The 19,321-nt window shown below is 55.2% G+C and carries 16 protein-coding genes; 7 read left to right on the forward strand and 9 right to left on the reverse strand.

Annotation, left to right across the window (positions count from 1 at the left end; genetic code table 11):
* Window positions 1–156 precede the first annotated feature (156 nt).
* Entirely contained in the window at window positions 157–1,518 is a 1,362-nt protein-coding gene (locus tag WKI47_RS18015) for a glucoamylase family protein (RefSeq protein WP_340228563.1), read from the forward strand.
* Between the two features lie 565 nt (window positions 1,519–2,083).
* Here the strand turns inward: WKI47_RS18015 and WKI47_RS18020 are convergent.
* Window positions 2,084–2,341 carry a DUF6953 family protein gene (locus WKI47_RS18020; protein WP_340228564.1) on the reverse strand — a complete coding sequence of 86 codons (258 nt, stop codon included), beginning with the start codon at window positions 2,339–2,341 and terminating at the stop codon, window positions 2,084–2,086.
* Window positions 2,342–2,425: 84 nt separating this feature from the next.
* The gene (locus WKI47_RS18025) at window positions 2,426–2,779 is read right to left on the reverse strand and encodes a hypothetical protein (protein ID WP_340228565.1); all 354 of its coding nucleotides are present in this window, start codon (window positions 2,777–2,779) and stop codon (window positions 2,426–2,428) included.
* A gap of 277 nt (window positions 2,780–3,056) precedes the next feature.
* On the opposite strand from WKI47_RS18025, the gene WKI47_RS18030 reads away from it, so the two are divergent.
* From WKI47_RS18030 to WKI47_RS18040, 3 genes are all read left to right on the forward strand, one after another.
* The gene (locus WKI47_RS18030) at window positions 3,057–3,482 is read left to right on the forward strand and encodes a MarR family transcriptional regulator (protein WP_340228566.1); all 426 of its coding nucleotides are present in this window, start codon (window positions 3,057–3,059) and stop codon (window positions 3,480–3,482) included.
* Window positions 3,483–3,615: 133 nt separating this feature from the next.
* On the forward strand, window positions 3,616–4,254 hold the full coding sequence (locus WKI47_RS18035) for a nitroreductase family protein (RefSeq protein ID WP_340228567.1): 639 nt from the start codon (window positions 3,616–3,618) through the stop codon (window positions 4,252–4,254).
* Between the two features lie 90 nt (window positions 4,255–4,344).
* Window positions 4,345–4,638 carry a putative quinol monooxygenase gene (locus WKI47_RS18040; protein WP_340228568.1) on the forward strand — a complete coding sequence of 98 codons (294 nt, stop codon included), beginning with the start codon at window positions 4,345–4,347 and terminating at the stop codon, window positions 4,636–4,638.
* 861 nt (window positions 4,639–5,499) lie between these two features.
* Here the strand turns inward: WKI47_RS18040 and kdgT are convergent.
* The 6 genes from kdgT to WKI47_RS18070 form a co-directional block, all read right to left on the reverse strand.
* Entirely contained in the window at window positions 5,500–6,534 is a 1,035-nt protein-coding gene (gene kdgT / locus WKI47_RS18045; protein ID WP_340228569.1) for a 2-keto-3-deoxygluconate transporter, read from the reverse strand.
* A gap of 40 nt (window positions 6,535–6,574) precedes the next feature.
* Window positions 6,575–7,510 carry a tripartite tricarboxylate transporter substrate binding protein gene (locus WKI47_RS18050; RefSeq protein ID WP_425355485.1) on the reverse strand — a complete coding sequence of 312 codons (936 nt, stop codon included), beginning with the start codon at window positions 7,508–7,510 and terminating at the stop codon, window positions 6,575–6,577.
* Between the two features lie 225 nt (window positions 7,511–7,735).
* Complete coding sequence (locus tag WKI47_RS18055; protein WP_340228571.1) at window positions 7,736–10,051, reverse strand: AraC family transcriptional regulator; 2,316 nt, start codon at window positions 10,049–10,051, stop codon at window positions 7,736–7,738.
* Between the two features lie 181 nt (window positions 10,052–10,232).
* Window positions 10,233–10,565, reverse strand: coding sequence for a hypothetical protein (locus tag WKI47_RS18060; RefSeq protein ID WP_340228572.1), 333 nt, complete (start codon window positions 10,563–10,565; stop codon window positions 10,233–10,235).
* Window positions 10,566–10,722: 157 nt separating this feature from the next.
* A complete protein-coding gene (locus tag WKI47_RS18065) occupies window positions 10,723–11,757 on the reverse strand; it encodes a C40 family peptidase (protein ID WP_340228573.1) in 1,035 nt (344 codons plus the stop codon).
* A 152-nt stretch (window positions 11,758–11,909) separates the two neighbouring features.
* On the reverse strand, window positions 11,910–13,238 hold the full coding sequence (locus WKI47_RS18070; RefSeq protein ID WP_340228574.1) for an alpha-glucosidase/alpha-galactosidase: 1,329 nt from the start codon (window positions 13,236–13,238) through the stop codon (window positions 11,910–11,912).
* A 704-nt stretch (window positions 13,239–13,942) separates the two neighbouring features.
* Between WKI47_RS18070 and WKI47_RS18075 the strand changes: the two genes are divergently transcribed.
* A complete protein-coding gene (locus WKI47_RS18075) occupies window positions 13,943–14,740 on the forward strand; it encodes an AraC family transcriptional regulator (protein ID WP_340228707.1) in 798 nt (265 codons plus the stop codon).
* Between the two features lie 386 nt (window positions 14,741–15,126).
* Here WKI47_RS18075 and WKI47_RS18080 read toward each other — a convergent pair whose 3' ends face one another.
* Window positions 15,127–15,906, reverse strand: coding sequence for a helix-turn-helix domain-containing protein (locus WKI47_RS18080; RefSeq protein WP_340228575.1), 780 nt, complete (start codon window positions 15,904–15,906; stop codon window positions 15,127–15,129).
* 390 nt (window positions 15,907–16,296) lie between these two features.
* Between WKI47_RS18080 and pyk the strand changes: the two genes are divergently transcribed.
* Entirely contained in the window at window positions 16,297–17,712 is a 1,416-nt protein-coding gene (pyk, locus tag WKI47_RS18085; protein ID WP_340228576.1) for a pyruvate kinase, read from the forward strand.
* Between the two features lie 310 nt (window positions 17,713–18,022).
* Complete coding sequence (locus WKI47_RS18090; RefSeq protein WP_340228577.1) at window positions 18,023–19,321, forward strand: N-acetylmuramoyl-L-alanine amidase; 1,299 nt, start codon at window positions 18,023–18,025, stop codon at window positions 19,319–19,321.

Genomic DNA, 19,321 nt, shown 5'->3' on the forward strand with positions numbered 1-19,321 from the left:
GGCATTTTCCGAACCAAAAAGCCACCGAAACCTACATCCGCATTCTTCTTCTACACTTTAATTGTTTGAAAAGCGTTTAAATTCTAAAGGAAGGGGTTATTAGGTTATGATTGCCCACGAAACGTTTCGATTTCCAATTTAGAAAGGAGAAACGCCGTGAAAAAAGTAACGATGTTCAGCTTTGTTTTTGCTTTTTGCCTGCTCGCCCATTTGTCGTTGTCGCCGATCGCTTCCGCTCAAACCGCAAATAAACCCGCTGGGTTCACTTCTGAATTGAAAGCGTTATCTAAAAAGACATACAAGTATTTTAAAGACTTTACGGACGAGAAAACAGGATTAACGTCTGACGAAGTTCGAATGAACGGCAAAAATGCCAAAGACGCGGAAGAAGCCAAGCGTACTTCGCCGACCAATATCGCCATGTACATGATGAGCACCGTTTCCGCGCATGAAATGAATCTGATTACGAAAAAAGAAGCCGTTTCCCGCCTGCAAACGACACTGTCTACGCTGGAAAAGATGGATAAATGGAACGGCCTATTCTACAACTGGTACAACACGGAGGATGCGACGGTCAAAAAAGACTGGGGACAGTTTATCTCCCAAGTCGATAACGGATGGATGTCCGCCGGACTGATCGTGGTCGGTCAGGCTTATCCGGAATTGAACGCGCAAACGAGCAAGCTTGTGGATGACATGAACTATACGACCTTATATGATCCCGAAGTCGGTCAATTCCGCGGCGGTTACGACGTTGCCAAAGGCGAGTTGACGGAGCATCATTACGGCACGTTCTACACCGAACCGCGCGTCGCCAGCTATATCGCCATCGGCAAAGGCGACGTTCCGCAGGATCACTGGTGGAAAATGTACCGCACAATGCCGCAAGAATGGGATTGGCAATCTCAAATTCCCGAAGGCAAAACCGTAAATTACGACGGCGTGGATGTATTCGAAGGCAGCTATACCTATCAAGGCCAAAAGTTCGTTCCGAGCTGGGGCGGCAGCATGTTCGAAGCGCTGATGCCCGGCATCGTGATCAAAGAAAAAGATCTGGGTACGCAAGCCTTGGGCTTGAACAACCAGCGCCACGTCGATCTACAGATCGCTTTCGCCAAAGAAAAAGGCTATCCGGCCTGGGGCTTCTCGCCTTCCGCGACCGTCGACGGATACAGCGAATTCGCCGCAACGCCGCTCGGCATCTCGGGCTATAAAGACGGCGCCACCGTAACCGCCCATGCGACCTTCTTGGCTCTGGACTACGCGCCGAAAGAAGCTCGCGAAAACATCAAAGCGCTGAAAAAACTCAACATGTCAGGCAAATACGGCTTGTACGATTCCGTCAACATGGAAACCGGCGACGTCGCCAAAGCCTATCTCGCCCTGGATCAAGGCATGATCATGGTCTCGATCGCCAACTATGTCAAAGACGGCGTGATCCGCGACTACTTCCACAGCGACCCGATCGCGCAAAAACCGGAAGAGTTGCTGAAAAAAGAAGTGTTTTCGATTCAGTAATGCCGAGTTCAATGATTTCGAACCTGATCCATTCTCATTCGCTACAATCTGTATCTATGGCTACAATGACATCCAAAACCCATCTTCGTCCGCTGGGAAGCCCATGTGGATATCTTAAATCAAATAACGCCTACCGAAAAAAAGGATTTTCGAGCCATCGAAAATCCTTTTTCGCGTTCAGATGCGACCTTAAACAAACTCGATCCATTGGTCATCAAGGAACCTGCCCTGATAAAACTCAGTGTATGTTCTTAGTTCTTAGTTCCCTCTCCCCATTCACTCCCCACGAAGAATCAGCTTTTTCCCGCCGACTTTTTCACTTTGGTTTGAAAAACGTCCCGCCCCCGCCAAACGTACCGATGGGCAGAGGGGAGTGCGTGAAAGAAGCCTTTGCAATGGGGAAGCGTCCTCTGATCTACTTCCAATCCAGCCTCCCCATTGCAACACGCGATTTCACGTACTCCCCCGGCGCCCCATGCTCCCACGTACCGCACCGCGCAGCCCAGACGTTTTCCAAGCCAAAACAAAAAGCCGCCGGGAACCCCCAGCGGCTTTCTTCGTAACCCTACCCGATCCATCCCCACATAAAACCGTCCCGATCCCAGGCAATCTGCCCGCGATGCAGTTTACGGAATTCCTTTTTCACTTCTTTTTCCAGCGAAGCATTGCCATTCTCGTTGACGAAAATGAATGCTTCCCCGAAATGTTCGCGAACGTGGGCGATCGCTTCTTCCTGTCTCAGGATGCCGCGGAAACGAATTTCTTCCACCATCCATTCGGCTACCTGCTTGGCGGTCGTGTCCGCCTGTTGATTCTCGCTCATGAAGATCCTCCTGCATCTATCCGCCGTGTCCGCGCTCGACATGCGGCGAATAGCTTTTCCTTTTACTATACCAGCTATCGAGGATTACTTCAGAATATCGATTTTAGGCATGAACGGCAGAGGTTGAACTTTGCCGTTTACCGCGTTCATGATACCGATGATGATGTAGACGATTACCGCGATATTGAAGAACGGCATCACGATCCAGCCGATGAAAGGGATCAGGCTGAGCACGATGTTACCGGCTATGATCGCCAACAGAAGCAGTAATCCCTGGTTCGCATGATACATCGCGAAGCGCGAATTGCGGGCGGCCAGCAAAGGCAGGAAGAACAGAATGTAAGACAGTGCCGCGATCGTTTTGTTTTCCTCGACGTCTCGCGAATTCGGGTCGCCTTGCGGGTTCGGGTTGTACGGGTTTTGATTGTAATCTTGCATGATGTGGACTCCTCTCGATTTTGAAATGCTTCATTTGCGGAAGGCCTGGACGCGTTGTACGTTGTCTCGTTCAAGCGCAAGTATGTAGGAGCAACGTACTGTCAATGAATCGTCGCCTGTTATCTAAGCGGATATACGCCCAAATAATGGCATGGTTTCACTGGATTCGCAAGATTTTTTAATAAGGTACTTGCTTTTTTTCAGCAGACCCGTTATATTAATTGACAGATCAATGTTTGACCCATCAATCATTCTATCAAGAAAGGGGAGGCTGCGAATGTGTCCGGTCACGCCTGAGACGTCCATTCTGGAGAGACTGCAATTGTTAAACAATCGGATCAGCACGGCTTTTTCCGGCTGTGCAGGGATTAGCGCGACTCGTTTCCGATTGCTGCAAGAATTGTTTGCCGCTGAAGAGGTAGGCCAAACCGCCCTTCAAAAATCGCTCGGGATCGACGGTGCCGCCGTTACTCGTCACCTTAAGCAGCTCGAAGCCAAAGACTTCGTGAGTCGGCGTAATTGCCCTGACGATAACCGGGTTACTTTGGTCCACCTCACTGAACGCGGACGTGAGCATATCGAAGGTTTTGTGCAGGAAAAGTCGCGTCTGATCGAAGATCTGTTTCATGGCTTCGATGCCGAGGAACGCGAAAGGCTGGCCAATATGCTGGAACGGATGCAGCGCAACGCCGATACCCTTTAATCTATTGCGCCGATCAATAAATTCGTCGCAATTATGACGTGTGCGCGAGTCGCGAACAATAGGCGAACTTGCGCATACGCTCAAGCCTCTCAACAAGCACAACCCAATCTATTTGAAAAGGAGCTGCCATCCCATGAGCAGTGTACAAAAAACCCAAGATTTCCTGGAAGTTCTGAAAAGCCGTCGTTCCGTTCGTTACTATGATTCCTCCGTCAAAATCAGCCGCGAAGAAATGACGCAAATGCTGGAAGAAGCGACTCTTGCTCCTTCGTCCGTGAACATGCAGCCTTGGCGTTTTGCCGTGATCGAAAGCGACGAAGCCAAAGCCAAACTGCTTCCGCTGGCTAAATTCAACGGCAACCAAGTACAGACGTCTTCGGCCGTTCTGGCCGTGTTCGGCGATCTGAACTTCACGGAATACGCGGACGAAATCTTCACCAAAGCCGTTGAACTGGGCTATATGCCGCAAGAAATCAAAGACCAGCAGCTCGCTTCGTACCTCCCGCTGCTGAACGGCATGCCGACTGAAATGAAACGCGATTCCGTCCTGATCGACGCAGGTCTGGTGTCGATGCAATTCATGCTGGTTGCTCGCGCACACGGCTATGACACCAACCCGATCGGCGGCTACGACAAAGAAAAAGTAACCGAAGCTTTCGGCTTCGATCCAGCCCGTCACGTTCCGGTTATGCTGATCTCGATCGGCAAAGCAGCCAAAGAAGGTCACTCTTCTTCGCGTCTGGACGTAGCTCGCACGACAGAGTGGCACTAAGAACATCCCCTATCCGCCGTCGCGTACAAATGAATACGGCTTTTACTTTTTCATACGCAGCGGCGAGATTCATATAAGGAGCATGCAGACATGATTATCATTCACGCTACTTTTCACGTTAATCCGGCCAAAGAAGCCGATTTCGTCGCGAACCTGTCCGGCCTGATCGCAGCTTCGCAAGCCGAAGAAGGCAATATCGCGTACGATCTGCACAAAGCCGTTTCCCAAGAAAACGTCTATACGATGGTCGAAGTATGGCGCGATCAGGAAGCCGTTGGCCTGCACAACAACAGCGAGCATTTCACGGCATTCGCCGCTACGGCAAAAGAGTACCTGACGGCTCCGCTAGAGATCAAAGCGTTCGACGGACAACCGTTGTCGTAAAGGCTCGGAGCGATCTTCGGCTGCGCGGCTTGTCCGAGAGCGTCGGGAAGCAGAAGAGTCTTGCAATAAGGTTGGAAAAAGAGTCGCCTTCAAAGCCGTTATTCGGCTGCGGGGCGGCTTTTTTTCGATGTGGGTGGAAGACGGAGCGTTGAGATCGAACATGGAGAATAGAGGTCGCGATGGTGAGGGGGAATGGAGAGTTGACGGCGGAAGATCGAGAGCGGAATTTGATGAGTAGGGAAAGGCGTAGAGACACCTGATTTCGATAGGACGAAGCGGAAAAAGCAGTCTGTAATTCGCGGTTTGAACAAAGTGGCGCGGGAATAGCGTTCTGTAGCCCGAGGTTCGAAGAAAACTATGCGGGAACAGCCGTCTGTAGCTCAGGGTTCGAGCAACGTGACGCGGGAATAGCAACTAGAAGTGCTTGATTCGAGCAAACCGAGTCGGGAACATGCTGCGAAATACTTCATGAGGTCGCGTCCGCTCTCTTTTCCCTGTCAACCCAAGAAAAATACTCTATTCCGCGAAAAATAAGTGCCAGAATACTCTTATTTTCTTCATATCTCGCGATTTGGAGCAAATAAGTGCGAAAATTCAACTATTTGCTGATTTTTCGATCCTATAGCTTCTTTTTGCTCGAAATAATTGTATCTGAGCACTTATTTCCCTCAGGACGGGCGATTGGCGAAAAATAAGTGCATATGCGCACTTATTTTTTCAATTGCCGATAAAAAGATCCCGTCCCCACCGCAAAGCGGGGAACGAGATCTTTTCGGGTTGGCGGATGCCGAACAGGCGATCCGCGATCCGCGCTTCACACCGGCTGCGTAGCGCTTTGACGCATTTGCCCGCGTCTACGCCTTACACCGTTTTCGGCTTGTCGCTGGCCGAAGACGGCGGCGCGGAAATCGCGCCTGCGGCCGGTGCGATGCCCGGCCGGATGCCTTTTTTGCGGGCCACGTAGCCGGACCAATAAGCGGTCAGGATCGGCACCAGGATGGAGGTGACGATGATCGAGGCCGCGACCAGCGCCGTCGCGGCTTCGGCGGCGGGCATGAATTCCGGCTTCATCGTGGCGACGATCATCGGATTGGCGACCGCGGCTCCGGCGGTGCTGGAAGCGGCCAGGCCGGCGGTGCCGTTGCCGCCGCCGATAAAGCGGTCGGCCAGCATCAGCGGGATGCCGGTCACGACGATGACCGTCAGGCCCAGCATGATGCCGAGCAGCCCGGTTTGCCAGATCACGGTCAGATCGATCGAACTGCCCAATGCGAAGCCGAAAAACGGGATCAGCGTTTGCGTCGCTTTGCCGAAATAAGCGCGCAGATCATGGTCGATATTGCCTAGCGCGAAGCCGACAAGGAACGGAAGCACCGCGCCGACGAACGTATGCGGCTCGAATACGGCCATACCCGTGCTGCCCAGAATAATCATGGTCATCAGCGGGCCGGATTCCAGAGACATCAGTACGAAAGCGCCCGCTTCTTCTTTGGTTCCGTACTGCTGCATGATCGAAGCGTACAGCCCGCCGTTGGTCATATCCATCGCCGAGATCAAAGCCAGCACCGACAGCCCGGCGAAGATTCCTTTTTCGATCCCGCCGACCGGCAGGAACTGCATCGCGATCAACGCGACGACCCAGGCGACGGCGATCTTGGTCAAGACCAGCGTGCCGGATTTACGCAGCACCGTTCCGGTCGCCCGCACGTCGATCGAAGCCCCCATGCAGAAAAACCAGACGGCTAGAATCGGCACGGTACCGGTCATCAATCCTTTGGTGAACGAACCGAAATACTCCCCGGCCTCTCCCCACAACGTATGAATCAGCGCTCCCAGAAACAGCGGAATCAGCATCATGCCGCCGGGAATTTTGTCGATGGTTTGCTTGATTTTCATAGTAAGCACCTTCCTCGGTATCGGATGTTCCGCTTCGCCGTCAATTCCGGCTCAGTCCCAGCTCCGGAATCATCTCGGCAAATCGGTCGTGACTTTGCTGCAACAACCGCTTGAAGTCTTCGCCTCCGCGAACAAGCAGCCCCAAACCGCTTTCGTTCATCTTGCTTTGAAACTCCTCATCCTGCGCCGCTTGCATGAAAGCGCGTTCAAGAATAGCGGCCGTATCGTCCGGCGTGCCTGCCGGAACGGCCAACCCGCGAAACGTACCCGCGAAATCGGTACGCATCCCCGTCGCTTCTTCCAGCGTCGGCACGTCCGGCAGCGCCGCCGAACGTTCGTCGGCGTTGACGACGAGCGTGCGCAGCTTGCCCGCGTCCACGTCGCTTTTGACTTCCGCCGGACTGACGGGCACCGCGTCGACGAAGCCGCTCAGCAGCGCCGAGACGGCCGGGCCCGCGCCTTCGTACGGGATATGGCGGAATTCGGCGCCCGTTCCCTGCTCCAGCGTGACGGCGGCCAAATGCCAGATACTGCCGGTTCCGGCGTTGCCCATCTTGATCTCGCCCGGATGCGCTTTGGCGTCGGCCAAAAACTCGGCCGCGTTTTGCCATTTCGCGTCCGCCCGGACGGTGATCGCCGACGGATCGAAACTCGTTTGCGCGATCGGCTTGAAGTCGCGGTACGTGATCGGCAGCAGCCCCAGATGCGGCAAGATGGTCAGCTCGGATACCATGAACGTCACGGTGTATCCGTCCGCTCTGGCTTCCGCGCCTTCCATCAATCCGACCGCGCCGCCTCCTCCGGTCCGGTTGACGACCGTGATCGGCTGACCCAACTGCCGCTGCGCGGCTTCGGCCAGCGCCCGCGCCATCGTGTCGGTGCCTCCTCCGGCCGAATACGGCACGATCAGCGTAATCGGTCGGTTGGGAAACGTTTTTTCGGATTCGCGAACCGTGCCGTTTTGTCCGAACCACATGCCTTTGAACGCGACGCCCGATCCGATCACCGCCAATACCAGCAACACGGCCGCCGCGGCGTATCCCGCTTTTTTGCTTTTCAGTCGGTCCATCTTTTTCACCCCATCCATTTGAGAAAAAATTCACAATTCTATTTTTTCGGGAGAGTGAACGTTCGGTTCGGAAAGCTCCGGTGCGGGCCGCTGATGTCAGTGTAGGTCCGCGCGCTCTTTTCCGGCAATCGTTCATTCGTCCGTTCGGTCCGCAAAAACGGTTTTTTCAAGCTTTGGAGCATCTGCATATCCGCCGGAGGATCGGCATAGTTCCCGGTATTTGCCCGGCGTCAGCCCTTTGTGCTTGCGAAAAGCCCGGATAAAGCTGTTCTCATTCTGATACCCCGTGCGCAGCGCGATCTCGGCGATCTTCAATCCTCCGCTTTCGAGCAGCCCGCAGGCCGCTTCCATCCGAATCTGCGTCAGGTACTCGTATACGGTCTGTCCCGTGGCGTCTTTGAACATGGAGCTGACCGAAGAGATGCCCATCCCGACTTGCTGCGCCACGTCCTGCACCCCGATATTCGCAGCCAGATTGTCGCGCATATAGGCCTTCATTTCTTCCGCCATGCGATGTTCTTTGGACAATGTGCGTTCGGCGAACGACGCAGCAATAGCTTTCGTTTGGCGCGTCAGCAGTTTGCCCAGATCATCCAGACTCATCGTATCCGCTTGACGGCGCGTATAATCGGCCAGCTCGGTCGGCAGCGGCTTGTTCGTTTGCGGGAAAAAAGCGATCAGGCGCCGAATCAACGTATCCGCCGTCGCATAGACATCGTTCGGATCGGCGTTGTCTGGCGACAAATCGTCCAGCCAGCCGGAAATAAGTTCCGCGGCTTGTGCTTCTTCGCCCGCCGTCAGCGACGTTTCGAGATCGGCGATCCATTTTCCGTCATCCCGGCTTGCGCGACGGTCCGTCCGTTCCGATGTATACGCATGTACCTGTCCGTACCCCGCGTACAGCCGTTCGTTTAACGCCGCGCAAGCCTGTTCGTAAGCGTGAGGCAAGCCGGAAGCGCCCGTGAACGGACCGCTCCGCCCGGACGAAGCCGATACGCCGAGAAACTCGTGCAGCGCCCGCAAAATATCCGCAGCGCTGTCGTCGATCGGCGGCGATTCGGCATCGACGGGCTGCATGAGCAGGATCAGGCTGTCGCGCTCCCGCCTCGTCCCGGCTGTCCGCCAGGCGCCGCCGAGCCGCTCCAGCGCAATATTTTCCATCGCGTAATGCAGCAGCCGCCGATCTTCCTCGTCGTACCGATCCGCCCATTCCCGGTAGCGGTCGATCGAAAAAACGGCGATATACAGTCCTTCCGCCGTCCAATCGCGAAAATGGCTTTCCCATTTCGCCCGCATCTCGCGCGCTCCGATCCGGCTGCCCAACAGATCCTGCACGTATTTGGAACGCAGCTCGGGCAGCCCGGCCGTTGCCGCCAAAGCGCCGCCGGACAAATCGCCCATCAGCTTGCCGATCACCGGCTCCAATTCGTCCAGCGTGCGGGGCGCGGATAATCCGCCGCCGCTTTCGCTAGCGACCAGACTGCGTATCCGCTTCAGCGGACGAAAAGCGGCAAAACTGTAAAAACTCACCGCCGCGCCGCCCGCCAGCACCGAGATCACGGCCAGCGACAGCATGGCGTTGCGCGCGGTTTTGGCGTTTTTGAGCAGCACGTCCATCGGGACAAGCGAGATCATCCGCCACCCCGTCACGTCCGAAAAAGCCTGATTCGCCAAATAATCGCGTCCGTCGACTTTGACGTATTCGAACGGCCGCACGTCGAGCTGCGCCAGCACGTTGTCCATCTCGCCGCGCGGCAGCGGATTGTCCAGCTTGGGATAGATCAGATGGCCGTCGAGATCGTAGACGTATTGGTACGTGTTCGGATGCAGATACATTTTGGAAAACAACGCGTCATAATCGAGATCGACCACGACCGCGCCGACGACCCGCCCTTGATCCGACACCGGACGAACGATCGACAGCAGTTCGAGCGGCGGCGCGCCGTCCGGTTCGGCCGTGCGGCGTTTGAGCAGCAGCGGCTTGTTTTCCGCTTCGCGTATCCACGGCGTCCATCCGCGATCCGGCGCCGCGTTCCAATCCGCTCGGTACCCGTAATCGCTGGACAGCACCGAGCCGTGCGCGAAATCGACCACGGCGATGCCCCGGATGTCCGATTGCAGCGATAACGTTTTCAAATAATCGAGCGCCGCACCCGCCAAAGACGCTTGATCGGACGCCGAAGCGTTCAGCAGCGCGATCACCGAAGCATGAAACGACGCGTCCACCGCGCCGTTGTCGGCCGCCCGAACTTCCCTGTTGGTCACGTCCGCGTTGATCTGGAGCAGCTCGACATTCGGCGTATTGATCTCCTGATCCAGCGCTTTGCGGTAATGGTTGTATGAGAACAGCGCCACCAGCAGCATCAACGCGGACAAGCCCGCCGTGACGCCCACAATCAGCCGCAGCGATTTGTTTTGTAACGTATAGCGAAAAAAGAAACGGGACATGGGACGGTCATCCTTTCGAATAGCTGCAAATTTCGTTATGAAAATTTTTACATTTTATACTTCCAGTGTGCCATATTCCGCGCTTGCCTCCTGTGAGTTTATTCATATCCGCGCAAAAAAACGCTTCTCCGTGTGGAGAAGCGTTTGGCGATCTTCGTTCGGTAATGTTCGTTTGGCAATCTTAGTAGAAACGGCGTTGCGCGTCCGAACGATCGGAATTGATGCGCTGCTGCCCGCTCAACGCGTTGAACAACAACACGATGCCGCTCGCCAAATGCATGATCCAGCCCAAAATCGGAATCCATGCCAGCGCTGCCGTGACCATACCTACGATCGGTCCGTACACCGGCACGCGTTCGCGGGCCGCAAACACCAACGTGACCAAATGATACACAAACATAAAGCCGAGCGCCGTATAACCGGTTCCGATCACGAAAGCGCCGCCCAACACCGGAATCGCCAGCAGCAGTTCGAACACCGCGCCGACCAACAACAAAATTTTAGAAATTTTCATATGCAACCTCTCCTTTTATCATGAAATGGGACGCGGATACGAAGTACGAATCGGCCGATCCCTTCGTTTGCGCCTGTGAAAAGAAATCATCGCGACTTTTCATGCTTTCTTTTACGGAGTACGCGAAATTCGGTTTCTTTTTCCGTAAAATTTTAATTTAATCGTTCAAATAACGTCTGGCGCCCGAAAACTCGTTGGCGTAACCGGCCGTGGAAATCGGGATGATCTCGACCGTTTTGCCCGCTTTGGGCGAGTGCATCATTTTGCCGTCTCCGATATACATCGCGACGTGGTGCACGCTGCCTTTGCCGTTGTTATGCGCGAAAAACATCAAGTCACCCGGCTGCAAATCCGCCTTTGTTACGGCTTTACCCGCTACGGCCTGCTCCGACGCGTCGCGCGGAAGCGAAATGCCGTAATACGCGTAGATCGCGCCCGTAAAGCCGGAGCAGTCGAAACCGTACGCCGACGTTCCCGCCCATAAGTAAGGAAGCCCGAGGAACATTTTGCCCGTCTCCACCAACTGCTGCCCGGTCGGCTGCGTGTCCGTTTTGCCGATCGTCGCGATCTTCACGTCCGCGGCGGACAAGCGGGCGATGCCGTGCTGCGGCGTCCGCACCTCGACCCATTCGCCGTTCTCCGACGTTACCGGAAGACGCGTGCCGAAACTCAGCTCGAGCAGTTTGCTTTTGCCGTCCGTTTTGAACAGGGTCGCGGTCTTGGCGCTCACGATTGCTTCTTTGCCCGAGGTGCGCGACCATTCGGTGGCGGGCACGGATTTCAACTGCGCCGTGGGCAGCCAGCCGGGATAGCCGTAGCGGCTTTTGAACGTGGACTGATCGGTGACGACGACCTGCGACCAGCTTCCTTTCGTTTGCACGATTTTGACTTCGCGCCCGTACAGCGCTTGCGTCTCGGTCTTGCCGGTGAGCCATCTGCGCTTTTCGGTCGTGTTCATCGCGGCGGTCCAGGCGGCCGGGTCGGCAGGCGCGGTCAGCGAAGGGGCATCCAGCTTGCGCGCGATGCCCGGCGATTTCCACAGCGTGGCGACCGAGACGCCGATGACGGTTTTGTTTTTGGCCGAGGCGCTTGCGGACGCCGCTTCGACGGCGTTCGTGCCGGGAGCAGCCAGCAGCGGCAACAGCAGCAAGATCGCCAGGAGGGACAGGGACATTTTTTTGCCGATGTTCATGTGGATAGGGTCCTCGTTTCCGGATTGATTTGTGAAGACGGGTCGGTTCGAACAAAAGCCTTCTGTAGATTTGACCCTAGTTTACCAAAGACGTTGCGGAAAATCAGTCGGAAAAAGCAAAAAAGCCTGCGCAGGGGCAGGCTTTTCGCTTTTTACCGAATCGCGGATGCCGTTTCGCGGCGATCGCCGAACTGCGGCAGCCAATCGCCGTGCGCTTCGATCAGGTCGTCGCACAGCGCTACGATATCGTCGATCGACAGTTCGGCCGCGGTGTGCGGATCGAGCAGCGCGGCGTGGTAGACATGCTCCCTTTTTCCCGTCAGAGCCGCTTCGATCGTCAGTCGCTGCGTATTGATATTGGTCTGGTTGAGCGCCGCAAGCTGCGGAGGCAGCGCGCCGACATAGGTCGGATTCACGCCCGAAGCATCGACCAGGCACGGCACTTCGACGCACGCGTCCTGCGGAAGATTCGTGATCAGGCCGTTGTTCATCACGTTGCCCGCGATCTTGATCGGCTTGTCCGTCTCCATCGCTTCGAGAATATGCGAAGCGTATTCGATGCTGCGCGTATGCGCCAACGATTCGCTTTGCATCAAGCCGTCGCGCACTTCGCCCCATTCGCGGATCTGGTTCACGCAGCGGCGCGGATACTCGTCCAGCGGAATATTGAAACGTTCGATCAGTTCGGGATAGTTCTTTTTGATAAAGTACGGATGGTATTCGGCGTTATGCTCGGACGATTCCGTGACGTAAAAGCCGAACCGGTTCATCAGCTCGTAACGCACCATATCGTGATGCTTTTCTTTTTGTTTTTCGGCCGCGCGGCGTTTGATTTCCGGGTACAGGTCTTCGCCGTCGCGCGTCACTTCGAGCAGCCACGCCATATGATTGATGCCCGCGATCTTGGCCCGAACGTTCGTCGCGTCCATGCCCAGATTTTCGAACAGCCCCGGCACGCACTGCTGCACGCTGTGGCACAGGCCGACCGTTTTGATGCCGCCCGCCGTGTTCATCACGTTCGTGAGCACCGCCATCGGGTTGGTATAGTTCAGGAACCAGGCGTCCGGGCAGACTTCGCGCATATCGGCGGCGATGTCCAGCATGACCGGGATGGTGCGCAGATTGCGGAAAATGCCACCGATCCCCAGCGTATCCGCGATCGTTTGCCGCAGTCCGTACTTTTTCGGCACTTCGAAGTCGGTGATCGTGCACGGATCGTAGCCGCCGACCTGGATCGCGTTGATGACGTATTTCGCGCCTTGCAGCGCTTGTTTGCGATCCGTGTATGATTGGATCTCGCATTGGCTGTTCGCCGTATTTTTCATGGCACGAAGCAAGGTCTCGGACTCGTGCAACCGCTGCGGATTGATATCGAACAGCGCCAGCTCGAACCCTTGAAGCGCCGGAGTCAGCATGATGTCACCCAAAACGTTCCGTACGAAAACCGTACTCCCCGCGCCGATAAAAGTAATTTTATTCATTTCCTTCCGCCTCCTTGTTGGTGATTATTGGATGTCTCCACTATAACGGTAACGCTTACAGGAAGACATGGAGTAATGGAAGGATTGTTTGTTATAATGCAAGATATGATAGTTTCGTCAAACTCCCATAAGCGACTTTGAATGAAGAGGATCGAAAGTCGGACGGTTTAACCGGCTTCGGGTCGTTTCGCGGGAGCGGGTTCGGTCGAAGTCGGCAAATGAATTGGAAGGGTTACTGAATAGTTGCCGTTCAATCTGCCGTTTCAAAAGAAGTTTCGATCTGATGAGGCGGTTTGGCAAAAAAACGAATCGGAAATGTTGACCAAACGCTCACATTTTCGATCCGAATTCGCTCCTTCAGCAAAAATGTTGACTTTCGCTCACATTTTCTTCTGAATTGGCTTTAAATCGACGTTTTTCAGCGAAAGTATGTGCATATGGTCAACATTTGCTCTATTTTTCCGGAAAATGCGCAGAAATGCTGACGAAAAGTCAATATTCGGTGCGTCGCACTTTCGGCTCGCTTTTACGGACGCTTCTGCTTCTGCTTCTGCTTCTGCTTCTGCTTCTGCTTCTGCTTCTGCTTCTGCTTCTGCTCATAATTTTACGCTTGCTTGCTTGCTGTGCCGATCCTGATTTGGATACCGAAAGGAGCAACATCCATGCCCGCCGAACAATTCACGCATACGCCCGAGGAGACCCGCATGCAGAGCGAGCTTTCGCTGCTGTTCTACGGGCGCGAGGAGTGCGCGCCCGCCCATTTCTGGGGGCCGGGGCTGCGCGATGCTTTCATTTTGCATTACATTTATAGCGGCAAAGGCATTTTCCGCTCCGAAGGCCGCGAGTATCCGCTCGCGGCCGGGCAAGGCTTCCTGATCGCGCCCGATACGCTCGTGCATTACGAGGCGGACCCCGACGATCCGTGGGTCTACGCCTGGATCGGGCTGCGCGGACTGCATGTCCGCGCGCTGCTTGAGCGGGCCGGGCTGTCGGCCGGTTCTCCGGTATACGCGGCGGCGGACGTGTCGCCGTTCGAGCGCTTTTACGCCGGGCTGCTGGAGGCACGCCGGCAGCCCGGCGGCGACCTGCTGGCGCAGGCGGAAGTGTACCGCCTGCTGGCTGCGCTGGTCGCCAGCGCGCCGAAGCAAACGGCGCGCGCCAATACGCCTCCCCCAGCGAGGGAGGCGCATTTGTCTAAAGCGGCCGCCGTGATCGAGAACGGCTATAGCCGCAAGCTCGGCGCGGAAGATATCGCCAGCGCCGTGGGGCTCGACCGGACGTATCTGTCGAGCCTGTTCAAGAACGCCTATGGCGTTCCGCTCCAGACCTTCCTGCTGCAATACCGCATGCGCCGCGCGCGGGAACTGCTGCGCAATCCGTCGCTTTCCGTCAGCGACGTCGCGAGATCCGTCGGCTACCCGGACCCGTTCCTGTTCTCCAAAATGTTCAAGCGAGTCTGCGGCCTATCGCCGACGGCTTACCGCGAGCAGCCGGAACTTTAGGAGCTTACCCGCTCTCAATCAGAGGTTGACGTTCGCCTGAAACGCACACGCTTTGGGTGCATTTTAGGCGGACGTAATCTTGCCTTTAGCGTTGGCAAGATACAAACAGCTTGTCATACGCCCGCACCCGGCAGCTTAATACCTGCAAATATCCAGTTGTTTTTCCCGTTTCCGCTCTTTTAGATAAAATAAAAGCATATCTCCATTTAAATAAGGCTTTTTACGCTAAATCACGCTGTCTGCCTCTAAATAAATGGAGATATGCAGGTATTTGTTTTTCAAATCCCATATGTTCGAATTAACTGTATTTCTGCCTTTGTTTGAACGTTATACGGCTCAAGCACGAATCCGATCGCCGAACTGCCAGCTTCATCTGCATTGTCCTTTTAATCCCGCCGATCTTTCAACAACGCCGAAGGCGAGCCGCCCGTGATCTTTTTGAACATCCGGTAAAAGTACGAGACGTCTTTGTAACCCAGAAACTCCGCGATCTCCGCCGCGTTCAGTCTGGACTCTTCCAGCATATAGACGGCGCGCTTCATCCGTTGCCGATGCACGCATTCGCTGATCGTACGTCCGGTCACTTCCTTGAATAGCGAAGCGGCGTAGTTCGGCGTGCGGTTGATGACCTCGCCGAGCACTTCTTTCGTAATCTTTTCCCGATAATGCCGCTCCACATGACGCTTCATATGCTCGACATGTCGCTGCTTCTCGCTCTGAATCAAGCCGCGATCGAATTCCCGGCTGATGTCGATCAACAGCTCCGTGAGAATCGACTGCGCCATTAGCTCATAGTACGACGGCCGATCATTCCATTGTTCACGTAAAATACGAATTCGTTCGTGAACCGACTCGTAGCGCCCCAACCGCCTTTTATAAGCTCGATCATGTCGAAGCAAAGGCAGCGCGCCCGCATCTTCCGCCGATACCGTGAAGCCGACGACCGTTTTCGTATGGGTGAGCGTCGGTACGCTTTTCCCGTAATAGGGGGTATGCGCCGGAATCAGCAGCACATCGCCGCGTTCCATAATATTTCGTTCTCCGTCCACCCAGTAGATACATTTTCCGTATGTCGCCAGTGTAAGCAAATAACAATCTTTTCCCGTCTCGGCTTGTTCGTACCATTCCGCCCCGTTGTCCTGATGCACGTCTTCCACTTTTGGCATACGCGTTTTCACCCCATCGTACTATGTTTCCTACATTGTACTATATGTCATTTCATCCTGCTTGCCCCGGCGTTACAATAACGTTAAAAGGTTGTTGTAAGCGCCAATCAATCCGTGAATAACGGGTATACAATAAAAGAGCGAATCCAGTACGTTGTCTCCGTCTATTCCCTGGTCAACGCTAGTAAGTAAGGTTACGCCCGGTTGAAACGCACCGAAAAAAGCATCTGCGTTTCAGCCGACCGTAATCCTCTGAATCAAGCGTTGATCAGGCAGCATTCGGCGAATGACGTACTGATCTTCCCGACGCCGAGCACGCGATGATCTTCAAGCTTCGGGAGGAACAACAACCCCCAAGCTCAAGAAAACCCGAGGAGGCTTTTACCGACTATGAAAACGAAGATTGTATGTACCATGGGACCTGCTTGCGATACTGTCGAAATGCTGAAAGAAATGATTACATCCGGTATGACCGTTGCCCGCCTGAACATGGCGCACGGCGAACCGGCCGACCATAGCGAGCGTATTCGCAAAGTCCGTCAAGCCGCGGCGGAGCTGAACACTTTCGTGCCGATCATGATGGACATCAAAGGACCGGAAGTGCGTATCGGTAAGTTCCAGGACGAATTCGTGCAACTGGAAGCGGGCAGCGAACTGATCCTCACGACCGAACCGGACGTGCTCGGCACGGCGGACCGTATCGGCGTCAACTATCCGAAGCTGAACGAAGACGTCAAAGCCGGGGACCGCATCCTGATCGACGACGGCCTGATCGCGCTGGACGTTCTGAAAATCGAAGGCGGCGAAATTTACTGCACGATCTTGAACGGTGGCCGCTTGAAACCCCGCAAAGGCGTTAACCTGCCAGGCGTCAAAACAAGCCTGCCGGGCGTAACGGAACGCGACGTGATGCATATCAACTACGGCCTGAGCGAAAACGTTGAAATTATCGCGGCTTCCTTCGTGCGCAAAGGCGAAGACATTCGCGAGATCCGCCGTATCCTTACCGAAAACGGAGCCGACCACGTTCAGATCATCTCCAAGATCGAAAACGAAGAAGGCATGGACAATCTCGACGATATCATCGAAGCTTCCGACGGCATCATGGTCGCGCGCGGCGATCTGGGTGTTGAAGTGCCGGTACAAGACGTTCCTGCCGCGCAAAAGCTGATGATCGACAAATGTAACCTGGCCGGCAAGCCGGTTATCGTGGCAACGCACATGCTGGAGTCGATGCAGGTCAACCCGCGCCCTACGCGTTCCGAAGTCAGCGACGTGGCGAACGCGGTGCTGCAAGGCGCGGACTGCGTCATGTTATCCGGCGAATCCGCTGCGGGCAAATACCCACTGGAGTCGGTTCGCACGATGGCGGCCGTCGCGGCCAAAGCCGAAACGATGATCGACTACGATGTGCAGTTCAACAGCAAACGCGCCCTGCACTCGAACGACATCACCGAAGTGGTCAGCCAAAGCTCCGTTAACGCTTCGCTCGTTCTCGACGCGGCTGCGCTGATTATTTCGACCGAATCCGGCTTCACGGCGCGCATGATCTCCAAATACCGCCCGAAAGCTCCGATCATCGCGGTATCGCAACACGAAAAAACGCTGCCGAAAATGAGCCTGCTGTACGGCGTGCTTCCGGTCAAAGGCGAAACGGTCACGACGACCGACGAAATGTTCGAAGTGGCGATCAACAACGCGCTCGAAGCGGGCTATATCAAAACCGGCGATACCGTCGTTCTGTCCGCGGGCATTCCGATCGGCCAAACGGGCAACACGAATGTCATGAAAGTTCAACAAGTCTAAGTTCGGATCTTCGATGTATCCGTGCACGCAGACTTTCGAGTCCTATCGGCTTTATGCCGGTAGGACTTTTTGTTTTGGACAAGCAAAAAATCCGACCAACACTTCCCATTACATGAAGCTAGTCGAATCTTTCTCCTTTTTTACATGCTTTTTTTTGAGTATATCGACTCATTTTTGCCGAAAACCGCATCTTTTTGAGCAAAAACGGGTACTATCAAATGAAACTATGGACATCGACGATACTGACTTTTGCAAATTCATTTTTTTGCAATCCATCCATCACGAAAACGAACGATGCGGAGGTACATATATGAATGAAATCAAACGCCCGATAAAGATCAAACGGGATACTCAGGTGAACGCAAGTACGGCCGGTGCGCCGATTTCCGCGTTTCGCCATAAAGGTCTGGCTTCGTTGACGTTGGCAGCCGGGATCGGCGCCGCCGTATTGGCGGTCGCTCCCGGCGAAGCCCATGCGGATAACGCCTATCAAGCCAAAGTCTACACCGATTCGCTGAATGTGCGCAGCACGGCCGGTCCCGATACTCCGATCGTCGGCTCGCTGCGCAGCGGCGACGTCGTCACGGTCACGGACGAAAATCTGGGCTGGCTCAAAGTGAAGAATGCTTCGACGTCAGGCTGGGTAGCCGGTTATTACCTGAAACGGGAAAACGGTTCTTCCGCTTCGGCGACCGTTCGGACGGCTTCTTCTTCCGCGACTTCCGTCTCCGTCGGAACGCTCGCCGCTTCCAGCAGCGTCTCGACCGGCAACAAAGCGCTGGTAACAGCCAATTCCGTTATTATCCGCAGCGGTCCCGGCAAAAGCCACGACCTGCTCGGTTCGGCGAACCGCAACGACGCCGTAACCGTGCTGGATCAGCAAAGCGGCTGGTCGCGCATTCAGACGTCTTACGGCGCTTACGGCTGGATCTCCACCAAGTATCTGCAAGGCGGAGGCAGCGCCACGGTCAAAGCGGCCGTGCAAACGCAAAAAGCCGTCAACGTCAGCACGGCGGCCGCCCAAAGTCCGAAAGCCAGCACGTCCGATATTCAATCGGGCAGCCTGCAAGGCAAACTGATCGTGCTCGATCCCGGCCACGGCGGCAACGATCCCGGCACGATCGGCACCACTTACGGTTTGGTCGAGCAAGAATTGAATTTGCAAACGGCAATGTACGTGCGCGACTACCTCGTGTCGCGCGGTGCCCGCGTCGAAATGACCCGGACCGAGAACGGACAGCGCCCTTCATTGGCTTCCCGCGCGCAACTGGCTCCTTCGCTGGGCGCAGACGCATTCGTCAGCATCCACTACAATTCGGCCTTGAGCGCTTCTTCCAACGGGACGCTGGTCTGCTTCTATTCGGAGTCGAAGGATTTGGGACTCGCCCGCGCCATGGAAGCCCCTCTTAAAGGCGGCACCGGTATCCGCAGCAACGGACTGGCCTTTGGCAACTTCAAAGTCATCCGCGAAAATAGCGTCCCGGCCGTCCTGCTCGAAATGGGCTTCCTGTCCAACGCGTCGGACGAAGCAACGATCTCCAGCACCGAGTACCAAAAGAACGCCGCCAAAGCGATCGCGGACGGGCTGCAACTTTACTTCTCGAATTAG

It is taken from the genome of Saccharibacillus sacchari (genome assembly GCF_037722395.1).
Taxonomy (GTDB): Bacteria; Bacillota; Bacilli; order Paenibacillales; family Paenibacillaceae; genus Saccharibacillus; species Saccharibacillus sacchari_A.

Bases quoted from the DNA above. Each gene is read 5' to 3' on its own strand.
- WKI47_RS18060 (WP_340228572.1), bottom strand. From the start codon at position 10,565: ATGAAAATTTCTAAAATTTTGTTGTTGGTCGGCGCGGTGTTCGAACTG.
- WKI47_RS18035 (WP_340228567.1), top strand. From the start codon at position 3,616: ATGAGCAGTGTACAAAAAACCCAAGATTTCCTGGAAGTTCTGAAAAGC.
- WKI47_RS18055 (WP_340228571.1), bottom strand. From the start codon at position 10,051: ATGTCCCGTTTCTTTTTTCGCTATACGTTACAAAACAAATCGCTGCGG.
- WKI47_RS18040 (WP_340228568.1), top strand. From the start codon at position 4,345: ATGATTATCATTCACGCTACTTTTCACGTTAATCCGGCCAAAGAAGCC.
- WKI47_RS18020 (WP_340228564.1), bottom strand. From the start codon at position 2,341: ATGAGCGAGAATCAACAGGCGGACACGACCGCCAAGCAGGTAGCCGAA.
- kdgT (WP_340228569.1), bottom strand. From the start codon at position 6,534: ATGAAAATCAAGCAAACCATCGACAAAATTCCCGGCGGCATGATGCTG.
- WKI47_RS18070 (WP_340228574.1), bottom strand. From the start codon at position 13,238: ATGAATAAAATTACTTTTATCGGCGCGGGGAGTACGGTTTTCGTACGG.
- WKI47_RS18025 (WP_340228565.1), bottom strand. From the start codon at position 2,779: ATGCAAGATTACAATCAAAACCCGTACAACCCGAACCCGCAAGGCGAC.
- WKI47_RS18050 (WP_425355485.1), bottom strand. From the start codon at position 7,510: ATGTGGTTCGGACAAAACGGCACGGTTCGCGAATCCGAAAAAACGTTT.
- WKI47_RS18065 (WP_340228573.1), bottom strand. From the start codon at position 11,757: ATGAACATCGGCAAAAAAATGTCCCTGTCCCTCCTGGCGATCTTGCTG.
- WKI47_RS18080 (WP_340228575.1), bottom strand. From the start codon at position 15,906: ATGCCAAAAGTGGAAGACGTGCATCAGGACAACGGGGCGGAATGGTAC.
- WKI47_RS18090 (WP_340228577.1), top strand. From the start codon at position 18,023: ATGAATGAAATCAAACGCCCGATAAAGATCAAACGGGATACTCAGGTG.
- WKI47_RS18030 (WP_340228566.1), top strand. From the start codon at position 3,057: ATGTGTCCGGTCACGCCTGAGACGTCCATTCTGGAGAGACTGCAATTG.
- pyk (WP_340228576.1), top strand. From the start codon at position 16,297: ATGAAAACGAAGATTGTATGTACCATGGGACCTGCTTGCGATACTGTC.
- WKI47_RS18075 (WP_340228707.1), top strand. From the start codon at position 13,943: ATGCAGAGCGAGCTTTCGCTGCTGTTCTACGGGCGCGAGGAGTGCGCG.